Genomic DNA, 7,091 nt, shown 5'->3' with positions numbered 1-7,091 from the left:
CGCCGATCCCTTGACAGCGTTTCACGCTGTCTGCTATGAGCCCGCTTCGCGGGCTCAAGTGATCCGCGTCGCGGATCACGTCTGCGTCTGCATCTTGAGTGTGGGGAACTAGTTGGAACCCGCCATACGGTGCACCCCTGTGGACAACCGCGTTTTCCCAGCTCAACCCCTATTTTCGCAGGTGCCGGCCTCGAAATCCGATCGTATCCGGTCTCAGAAACCGCCATTTCGTGCATGGTTTTTCCACATCCCGGAAATCGAACAGAGGTGGGGGTGTGCACGGGTTGGCGGGTTCGGGACCGACCAGGGAGAATACCCGTTCCCCCCTCCCCCTTGTTGAGAACCGTTCCCAACAAGCTGTTCGAGTAATAGTCACCACCTTTGTTTTACCCCTTACCTGTCATGGTGCACCTGTGGCGGTTTCGGGCCCCACTGACCACGTTTCCCCTGGTCGGCCCTGATACCGCCTACCCGTGCACCCTTTTTCCACAACCCGCCCGACCTGCGAAAACGCCTGTACGCCCGCCTGTGAGCCTCGACCCCCTGCGGGCACTCCGGGGCGCGGCGTCGAGGATAGCCCCGGAGGCGGGCGCCTAGACCCCTTCCCGGGGCCGTTTCGGATGATCTCCCCCGAGTGGCCGACCCCTCCCCCGGGCGTCCGGGGCGCACCCCTGTGGTGGGTTCGGCCGAAACCGCGAAATCCAGGAAGCGAACTCACAGTTCAACTTGTAGTTGAGGTGCGAGTTAGCTAGTGTGGGGACCGCACCAACCGCCGGGGGGACGCCCCGGCGGGAACCACCCGGAGGGACGCCACATGCGGACGTACGTGCAGGACGGTTTCGAGACGATCGAGTCGGAGGACGGTAAGGCGCGGTTCCGGCTGTTCACGATTCCGACCGAGGACGTCGCCCCGCAGATCGTTGCCGGTCACGCTCGCCGTCGGGCCGAGCTCGTGACGGCGATTGAGAAGCGGGACGCGCGCGCCCCGAAGTGGCGCCCCGCTAAGACGTCCGCCCCGAAGGTTCGTCTTCCCAAGTCGGCGGACGCCCCGGGTTTCGTCGCCGACCCGTTCGCCGTCGGTGACTGGGTCGAGTGGTTCGAGGGAGACACGCGCATCGTTGGTCAGGTGTGGTCGCACGCCCCGGCCGCGGGTTCGTTCTGGATCACGACGGACCGTTCCGGCGTGACCGGTCGCGCGTTCCACATGACCCGCAGCAAGGTTCCGGGGAGCGGCACCGGTAAGGACGCGCGTTACACGTACCGCGTCGGTGGGTCGACCGTGAGCAGCATCGGCGCCGCGGGTGCGGACGTCGACATGACTCAACTGCCCGACTCCCTCGGCACGTTGCCGGAGGCGCCCGAGTCGTACGCCGACTACGTCCCGCCGAAGGGGTACAAGGCTTACGCCCCGGTGTCCGCGTACGTGGGCAAGGTGGAGGTGCGGGGCGACCGGGTTTGGTTCCCCATGGTCATTGACGGTGTCCGCATGGACGCGGACGCGAAGGGCAACGGCGAATGGCTCGTGTCCGTGCCCGGTGCCGGCCGTGAGCCGCTCGCGGTTGCTTCCGCCCCGGTGGTCAAGGGCATGGCGGCGGAGCGGGCCGCGGCCATGCTCCGGGAGCTGCGCGAGCGCGCGGACGCTACTCGGCACGTCGGTTTCGGTGCCGCGTACAGCCGTAAGTACGTGATCCGGGAGGTTGAAGCGTTCGCGCGCGAGTGCCACAAGTGCCAGGAACGGGGCGAGCGGTTCACCAACAACCGCCGCATGTTCACGTACGAGAAGGGGCGCAACGCCACGATGTGCGCGACGCACCTTGCGCGTGCCCTGTCGTACCGCACGCACGACGGCCGGTTCATCGAGGTGACCACCGCCGCCGTTGAAGCCATCGGCGACGCACAGAAGGTCATGGGGATGCGCGACAGTCTCGCCGCGCGCGCCATGGTCGCCATGATCACGGGAGCGGTCGACTCCCCGGAGGTTGCGGAGGCGGAGGCGCACGAAGCGCGACAGGAATCGTCTGCGGAGACGTGCGCGGAGGCGGCGGAGTACGCGGCGGACCGTGCGGACCGTGCGGCGGAGGCGGCGGAGTCTAAGGGCGCGACGGACGCCGACGGCGCATGGTCGGACGCGGAGTCGGCCGAACGCGCCGCGCGGGATGCGGATGTGTGCGCACGTCAGATTCCGGCGGAGCGCGAGCAGCACGCCGAGCGCGCGCGGGCCGCGGTCGACCGGGCGCGCGATGCGGAGGCACGCGCGCGGGACGCGGCCAACGACCGGCAGGCGGCGGCGGACGATGAGCGATCCGGCATCGCGGCGGCCGAGGAGGCGGAAGAGGCGGCGCGGGCCGCGCGGGACGCTGCCGCGGCGGCGGACCGGTGGGCGACGGGTTGCCCCCGGATCGGCGACTTCCCCGCCACGCTGGCGGGTTGGGTGCGGGATGCGCGCGCGGAGGCGGCGGAGGCTACGCAGGCGGCGGAGCGCGCGCGGGCCGCGGTGACGTCCCGTCAGGCGGACCGGCGCCCGTGGGGCGTGGTCGAGTGGCACACGACCGCGGGCGCGTGTGCGGATGACGCGCGGGACGCGGCCAAGCGTGCGCAGCAGTTGGCGAAGCTGGCCGCGAAGGACCGCGGGCGCGCGGATCGCGCGGCGCAGGATGCGGCGCCCGAGGCGCCGGTCGAGGGGCCGGTCGAGGCGGCGGAAGCGGTCTCCGGTTCGAGGTCGGCGCTTCCCCAGGGACTTGACGCGGACGCGTCAGGTGGAGAGGTGTCGGCGGCGCCCGAGGCGCAGGTCGAGGCGCCCCGGTACCGGTTCGGCCGACGGGACGCCGAGGGGCGCTATCCGGTGTCGGTCGACGGTGCGCCGGTCGGGCACGTCTACCGCACGCGCCGCACATGGTGGGCCCTCGGTCTCGACGAGCAGCACCGTACCGACCACACCACCCGCGCCGAGGCTGCGACTCGGCTCGTCGGGTTGGTCGACGTGCGGGCCGCGGTCGAGGCGGACGTCGCGCGCCGGATGCGGGCCCGCACCATGGCGCCCCGGGGGTGGCGCTTCACGACGTGGGACGCGGTCGAGTCGGGCGACGTCGTCCGGACTCCGCGGCGGTGCGTGCCGGTCCGTGGCGGGGTCGGAGACGGCGGTCCCCTGTCCCCCGAAGCGTGGGGCGCCCCGGTGACCTTGACCGGTGTCGAGCGGCTCGACAACGGGTGCGTTGTGGCGCGCGGCCGGGAAGGTGACGCGCCCGGGTGGGGTGGGATGGGCGTCCTCCTGTCGACCCCGGCATACGCCGAGATTGGCGTCCTGGTCCCGGACGCCGAGGTCCCGGCGGCGGTCGAGGTGCCCGTCGAGGCGGTCCCGGCGGGGGCCCGATCGGGGGCGGGGGCCCCTGTCGGCGTCCGCCTGTCGCGTCTCGCGCGAGGGGGGAGGGAAAGGGGCGTTCGCGCAGGTCACACCGCACGACAGGGCGCGGCACGACAGGGCACGCGACAGGGCATGCGACAGGTGTCCGGCCGTGCGGGGCGGCCCTTGCCAGAGGGCAGGAAGAGGGGGCCGCCGCCCCGGGTGTCCGGCCGGTGGGCCGGGTGCCGGCGCCAATCCCAGAACTTGACAGGGACGCGCCAAGGATGACAAGGGGTCTCGCACCCCCGAGCGAAGCATCCCCCGAGCGGCGGCGGACTGTCGGCCCCGTGTGCCACGGTGCCGACATGACTCACACCGACTCGGCGCCCCCGGCGGAGACCTCCCTCGAAATCCCGATCCGCGTCCCGCTGATCCCGGGCGAGACCACCCTCTCTCTCCTCGCCCGCACCGCCGCCGCCAACGGCCCCGATCTCCCCCGCCTCCTGCGGTCCCTCGACGAGGACCTCGATCTCCCCGACAGGGATCTCGACCCCCGCCGGGAGGAGCTCCTCCTCTCCCCTGAGACCCTTGCCCGACTCGCCGCCCTCGTCGACCGCGACGCCGACCAACTGTCCCGCGCCCTCCCCAGCGCACACCCGGACCGCGTCGCCGACATCGAGGCCGCACGCATCGAGCCGTGGCCCGACGAGCTCGGCGCCGCTCCCCTGCCGGCCTGCCCGCTGTGCATGGAACCCGGGGCGTGGATCGCCGCCACCGGCCACCGTTGGCGGCCGTGCCCCTGCGGCCGTCGGTGGCTCGCCGGAGATGACGGCGGGTACCTCGTCGACACCGCTCCCGTCCCCGATCTCGGGCGGGCGCTGCACCGACACCGACAGCTCGTCCACCGCCTGGGCCCCGTCGGTGACGCCCTCCTCGCAGACGCTCATCAGGCCATGCTGTGGTGGTGGGTGTCCCTCCCCCGCCGCCGCGACACCGGCCAAGGCCGCGGCCGAAGTGTCGCCGACATCTGGCACGCCCGCGAGGAGGCCCTCGGCATGACCCGACACCGCCGCCGGGCCGCCCCCGTCGTCGTCTACCCCGAAGCCGTCACCCTCGCCGAGCTCATGTGGACATGGGAGGAGCGGCGACGGAAGCGCGGGGCGTCGCCCGCGGCCTGGGTCGAGGACGTCGTCGCCGAGCTCGTCCCCGCCGGCACCCTCACCCGACAGGAACGCGCGCCCCTCGACTACTGGCTAGAGCAGCACCAGGCCGAGGCGCCCGGGAAGCCTTCCGGACGTACGGCCGCGGACCGCCGATGGAGCCGCCTCCCCGAGCTGCACCGACGGCCGACCGAGCCGGGCCCCTTCCGTGCGCCCTCCTGCCTGATGTGGGTCTACGGCCTGCCCCTCACGTCCACCACGGCCGTGTGCCCTCGGTGCGACGGCCGCGCTCCGAGCTGCCGATGGGTGCCGTACTCCGAGTGCACCGGCCTGCCCCGAAAGTAGGGGCCGCCCTCCATTCCGCGCCTGACTGTCGGTGGTCTGCGCTACGGTTCTCCCGAGGGCGGGGCCGCCGCCCATACCGCCGCCCGCGCGCCCACGCCGCGCCAGGGCACCGACGGTAGAAGGTCCCCCGGGAAGCCGTGTCGACGCAGCGAGTTGACGATCCGTTCCGTACCGGGCGGGTGGCGTGGGGGCCGAGACCCGGACCGGGAGGGCATCGCTATGCCGAAGCGCAACGCCGTACAGAAGCGAGCGCGCGAGATCCAACAGGCCGAGGGCGTCGGGTATCACGACGCGCTGAGCCGGGCGCGGGCCGAGGCCGCCGAACCCGCCACCCCCGAACCCGCCACCACGGGAACGCCGGCACCCGCCCCGGCCGCCGTGGTGTACGTGCTCGAACCCACCGTCGCCGAGGCCGAGCTCGGCATCACCGCCGAGGAGCTCGGCGTCCGTGCGTTGCCCGCCGATGCCGACCCCGCCCGGCGAGCGCGCGCCGAGGCAGTGTGGCGGCCCGTGGACGACCCCGCCCGGCCGTGCCGGTGCTCGGGTACCGGCTGTGAGCACGGGGACAGGTGCACGGCAGGAGACGGCGACGGCGACGAGGCGTGCGAGGGTCGCCTCGTCCACGTCGACCGCCACCCCGGTTCGCTGTGGGGCATCACGACGTGGTGGGACGTCTACCAGTGCGCGGCGTGCGGCGAGACGTTCGAGGGAAGCGTCGAGCTCCCCGAACTCCCCTGGGGCGAGCGGCGCCCGCACGAGGGCGCCGGATTCACGACCGTGGTGTACGACGGCGTCCGACACCCCAACTTCCCCGGCCTCGACACCGACGAGGACGAGCTCGACCCCGACGCCTACCCGTCGCCCGAAGATGACTACTACGACCCGGACGACGGCGAGCACCAGGACGACGAGGAGCCGCTCGCCGAGCAGGACCAGGAGGACGAGCCCGACTACCTCGACGACGACCCCGAGGGCGACGTCGACCCGCCCGAGGACCACTACGACGAGCGGGCCGACGAGGACGAGCTCGGCCCCCCGTCGAGCGTCCCGCCGCTCGACCGCGCTCCGGTGTCGACGGCCTTCGACTGGTCCCCCCTCGACAACGCTCCCCCGTCGGCGTGGTGAGGGCCGAGATGGATATCGACCCCGAGATGCACATGTACGACTGCCCGGGAACCCTCCCCGGCGGGCGCGGCTGCGAGATGTGCAAGGACTGGGAGGGACGCACCTTCGAGGACATTCGGCGTGAGCTTGCCGGAACACCCCCCGTTGCGCCCGTTCGCCTGCCGACCCCTCGCGCGCCGGAACCGCCCCGCACTCCCCACCATGCCGACCACTGCGAGCGCCTCGTCTACGAGGGCGGCATCTGTACGTGCACCCTCCCGGACGACTACGACCGGGAGCCCCCGAACATGGCGGATCTGGAAGACGGCGTGGACAGTCGATGGTGAACCCGCTCGCGGGTGACGGCCGCCTCGCCGGTCCCGCGATGGACTGATGAACACCGAGGGCCCCGCCGCGATGTGCGGCGGGGCCCTCGGCATGTCAGGCGGTGGGGGGTCTATGCGGGGAGGCGGACCAGGACGGGGGCGGCGGCCGGGACCGGGTCGCACGCCTCCCACATCGTTTCGGTGGCGAGGGTGATCACGGGGCCGGACCAGCCGCGGGCCTCGGTGCACCCGATGCAGTCGCACGTCGGGTCGTACGGGACCGGCGCGGCCGTGTACGGGTCCGAGTGCGTGATCGCCCCGGCCGGGGTCGCATCCTCGACGCTCACGCCGTCGGGGTAGCACCCGAGGATGACGGCCCCGGCCGGGACGGCGTCGGCGCGGACGGCGGCGAGGACGTCGCCGAGCTGCGGGCGGTCCTTGGCGACGACGTCCTCGAACAGGGCGCGGGTCTCGGTGTCGACCACGAACGTGCGGGCCGGGGTGGGGTGCGGGGTGTTCATCGGTGGCGCCTCCTTGCTCGGTGGGGTTCCACGATGACATAAGTTGCAAGTCAACTACAAGTTGAACTGCAAGTTAGGTCCCTGAGTGTCGACCGGCGAACGGGGCGAACTCGATATGCCCCCAGCTCACAGAATATGAGAGGCGGTCATAACCCCTGGTCGGGTGAGGGGTGCACGGAATGGCGGTTTCAGAACCGCTAGGGGCTCCTCTCTTCCGCAGGTCACGGGCGCCGGACCAGGGGCGACGTCCCGCAGGGATGCACGCCGTGGCGGTGTCGGCATCAGGGGGGTGCAC

General features: G+C 72.2%; 5 protein-coding genes. 4 read left to right on the top strand and 1 reads right to left on the bottom strand.

Annotated elements, in window-relative coordinates; genetic code table 11:
* Nucleotides 1-814 precede the first annotated feature (814 nt).
* The 4 genes from WA762_RS30500 to WA762_RS30485 all read left to right on the top strand — a co-directional run bounded on the left by WA762_RS30500 (nucleotide 815) and on the right by WA762_RS30485 (nucleotide 6,296).
* Nucleotides 815-3,628, top strand: coding sequence for a hypothetical protein (locus WA762_RS30500; RefSeq protein WP_335940011.1), 2,814 nt, complete (start codon nucleotides 815-817; stop codon nucleotides 3,626-3,628).
* A gap of 77 nt (nucleotides 3,629-3,705) precedes the next feature.
* Nucleotides 3,706-4,845, top strand: coding sequence for a TniQ family protein (locus tag WA762_RS30495; RefSeq protein WP_335940009.1), 1,140 nt, complete (start codon nucleotides 3,706-3,708; stop codon nucleotides 4,843-4,845).
* 219 nt (nucleotides 4,846-5,064) lie between these two features.
* On the top strand, nucleotides 5,065-5,970 hold the full coding sequence (locus WA762_RS30490) for a hypothetical protein (protein WP_335940007.1): 906 nt from the start codon (nucleotides 5,065-5,067) through the stop codon (nucleotides 5,968-5,970).
* Nucleotides 5,971-5,978: 8 nt separating this feature from the next.
* Entirely contained in the window at nucleotides 5,979-6,296 is a 318-nt protein-coding gene (locus WA762_RS30485; RefSeq protein WP_335940005.1) for a hypothetical protein, read from the top strand.
* A 110-nt stretch (nucleotides 6,297-6,406) separates the two neighbouring features.
* Here the strand turns inward: WA762_RS30485 and WA762_RS30480 are convergent, their stop codons facing one another.
* Nucleotides 6,407-6,796 (bottom strand): hypothetical protein, encoded by a 390-nt coding sequence (locus WA762_RS30480; protein WP_335940003.1) that lies wholly within the window; start codon nucleotides 6,794-6,796, stop codon nucleotides 6,407-6,409.
* Between the last annotated feature and the right edge of the window lie 295 nt (nucleotides 6,797-7,091).

The sequence above is a fragment of the Streptomyces tyrfis genome (genome assembly GCF_037034285.1).
Classification (GTDB): Bacteria; Actinomycetota; Actinomycetes; order Streptomycetales; family Streptomycetaceae; genus Streptomyces.
The sequence above is the reverse complement of the archived record's forward strand: the minus strand, read 5'-3'. Positions and strand labels throughout refer to the sequence as shown.